Source organism: Vibrio sp. 10N.247.310.23 (genome assembly GCF_041467155.1).
Classification (GTDB): Bacteria; Pseudomonadota; Gammaproteobacteria; order Enterobacterales; family Vibrionaceae; genus Vibrio; species Vibrio crassostreae_C.
Window position 1 is genome coordinate 1 of the sequence record NZ_JBFSTZ010000071.1, and the last position, 2,808, is coordinate 2,808.

Below are 2,808 nucleotides of genomic sequence, written 5' to 3' on the forward strand. Positions count from 1 at the left end.
TCGATGAAAGGCAAGAATTAAACCAAGAATCGCTACCGATTGACACACTCAATGATAAAAAAGAGAGCGTTATTTCACAATATGGTAAAGATCAAGACAGTAAAGCATTAGAGCAGTTCGAGCCGCAAGAGTCATCAAAGCAACAAGGACTCGACTTTGATAATAAACATCACGAGCCGATGGGTCGAGAAATCGAGCGGGAATTAGAAAGATAAAACAATAAAAAGGATAGTCCTAACGGGCTATCCTTTTTTTTCGCCTGCAAGAAAGGTATCCACTTTATTATTAACGTCTGTCGTAACCAAATTACGCATCTCTCCCGCTTCTTTTTTATTATTATAAAATGCCGCCCCATCGAAACCTTGGGTATGTGTCAGATTACCCGTTCCCTGAATCTGCCTAATGCGACGATACATTTCTTCCATCAACTCTCGATTCGACGGTCTATCATCCTCACTATCGTTGAGCTTGATGCGCAGTGCTAAGGTCAACAGTTGACGGGCTGCTTCAGAATCACTCAGGCAATCCTGATCTCTAAACTTAATGAAGTCTTGCTTTAACGGCCCCTTCAAGTAGGTCTGTAAATGGTACATTTTTGTCATTTTCACTCTCACCTTTTATGCATTAATCTAACTTAACTTAAACTTACCATAACTTAAGCCATGATTCAAAATCACCACCAACCCCTTACTGTACCTGCTTTAATGCAAATTTAACTTAAATATGAGTTAAATTTGACTTAAACACCCTATCACGCCTTACGTACCAACGGATAACTTGCGAATAACTTATACAAGATTATTTACAAGTCATATTTCAGCGGCTAATTAGTTGAGATTTTGAAAATTTTTTTGAGGTTACTTTTAATGAACAGCAAGGTTTTAAGCTTTTGTTTTTATTGGTTTTATATTTTCACAGACAACCATTTAAATCGATTTTCGATTTAGCGAGGTGTGTGGAAGAATCTTAAAGAGTGCGAACAAGTCAATAGAACTCCAGGCTATCTTACGTTTTTAGCTCAGGGTTTGGGGCGTTCGCAAGACCTAAAGCCGAACCGTTGGCGATTGAGTCGGGAGTCTATATCTAAACTTGGGAAGGAATGGAAAGCGGAAAAGGAAGAAGGCTAAGGATCTAGCATTGCACCAAATTAGTGCACAGCTAGTTATTTAAGGGTTGAGGAATAATAAACACTTTGCACTTTTTGGATGTATATTTTTCTAGCGTTTTCGGTACGTTTAGAAAAACCGGCATTATATGCCCCGACACTGTTCCAGTTATAACCATGACTGGCAAAGTTAGAGCTTAATACCCATGCGCCTAATGAAACATTAAAACACGGCTCATATATGTTTGTTTCGTTTAGGTTAAATTCAGCGAGTCGAGAGAACCAACTAGAGTTAATTTGCATCAACCCAAAATCACGGCTTACAATTTTTTCCGACCTGTTTTTATTTTCATTGTAAGCGTTGGGATCAAAACTGCTTTCAACTTGTGCAATCGACCGTAACAATTTTGGATCAACATTATAATGAGATCCGGCCTCATCAAAACAGAATGCGCCCGCAGCGGTTGGAAACAATAACAGTAGCAAAGATAACTTTTTCATAATCAAAAAAATGGAGTCCTAACAAGGACTCCATTCTATCGCATATTGAAAGTGATTAATATTCACTCGGTAGTAAAACAGTTGTTACGCTTCTATCTCGTTCGGTAATAATCCAAATTTTATCATCACAAAAATGATAACTCGACATAATACGCTCGCCTGTTTTGGTTGCCTCATCATTCATAATTTTATCTTCAATGGGAGTATCGCCCCAATCACCGTTTTTATGGCGATGCAAATAAACATTAAGACTCGCACCAATATTACGGTTTAGTAATGAAGCTACACCTTGTGTCATTACTGTTTTTCCTAATTCGAACGGCACAGCCGTACAAACGTAAGTTTTCGCTTTTAAATCTTCTTTCGTTAGGGTAGTATTTAATGTGTTCATTTTATTCACTCATTGTTACTGTTTAGTTTAAATGGATATGCCTTGATATTAGTTAGTGCTATTATCAAGGCGCTTTTATTTGCGATTAGTAGACATCTTCAGTTTTACGAATATGATTAAACACTTCATAAATATCATCGTATGAATAACCGTACTCTTCGAGCTTTTCGACACAATCACAAATATCATTAGTATAAAAACATTCATGATTGAATAACTCGCGTCGGATAATCCCTTGTTTGCCGTTTTCTTCAATATCTTGTTTAATGCCCTCTTTTTGGATTTGACCTAAACGCTCCACTAAGTTTTTAGCGTTACTTTCAGGCACAATCATTCCCATTCCAAGCGACACATATTCAATACCTTTTTTCTTAGCATCATTGAACTGTTGATTAGAGAAAGCGAAAAATGCGCCTAGTTCATTGAATAAATCGGTTTGAGCTTGTTGGGTGTAATGAGATAGATATTTCATAATTTAAACCTCAATGCTGAAATTAAGAGTGGTATCAATAAAAGTCGTTTTTAATGCTTTTGCTATCGCGTCACATTCTTGTTTTATCGCTGAAATAGCATGTTGTGATAATAGGTAATTTTTAACGTGTTTTTCACTACCGTTCGAAGTGGTTGCCATGAGTGAAAAACCGGTTTTCCACTGGTCACGAGGCGTTTCCCACGAGCCGAAATATTCAACTCTTAAAACCAAATTAAGCACTTTCGAGGGTTCAATATAAGACGGTAGTTTTTGCAACAAACGCCAAGAGATATCATTTTTTGGTGAGCTTTCGTCTCCAGCGGCGAAACGCTGGTCGCT

6 protein-coding genes are annotated in these 2,808 nt (G+C 37.5%); 1 reads left to right on the plus strand and 5 read right to left on the minus strand.

Annotation, left to right across the window (positions count from 1 at the left end; translation table 11 throughout):
• On the plus strand, window positions 1–215 hold a 215-nt coding region (locus AB6D93_RS23720; protein ID WP_372159232.1), incomplete at its 5' end, for a hypothetical protein.
• Between the two features lie 27 nt (window positions 216–242).
• Here AB6D93_RS23720 and AB6D93_RS23725 read toward each other — a convergent pair.
• The 5 genes from AB6D93_RS23725 to AB6D93_RS23745 all read right to left on the minus strand — a co-directional run.
• A complete protein-coding gene (locus AB6D93_RS23725; protein ID WP_371979959.1) occupies window positions 243–602 on the minus strand; it encodes a hypothetical protein in 360 nt (119 codons plus the stop codon).
• Window positions 603–1,162: 560 nt separating this feature from the next.
• Window positions 1,163–1,606, minus strand: a complete 444-nt coding sequence (locus tag AB6D93_RS23730) for a lytic transglycosylase domain-containing protein (protein ID WP_154723721.1) — start codon at window positions 1,604–1,606, stop codon at window positions 1,163–1,165.
• Between the two features lie 55 nt (window positions 1,607–1,661).
• Window positions 1,662–1,997: a type I restriction endonuclease subunit M gene (locus AB6D93_RS23735; protein WP_154723701.1), complete on the minus strand. Its 336-nt coding sequence runs from the start codon at window positions 1,995–1,997 to the stop codon at window positions 1,662–1,664.
• A gap of 85 nt (window positions 1,998–2,082) precedes the next feature.
• Complete coding sequence (locus AB6D93_RS23740; RefSeq protein ID WP_154723702.1) at window positions 2,083–2,469, minus strand: hypothetical protein; 387 nt, start codon at window positions 2,467–2,469, stop codon at window positions 2,083–2,085.
• A gap of 3 nt (window positions 2,470–2,472) precedes the next feature.
• The coding region (locus tag AB6D93_RS23745; protein WP_372127316.1) for a hypothetical protein at window positions 2,473–2,808 on the minus strand (336 nt) is incomplete at its 5' end.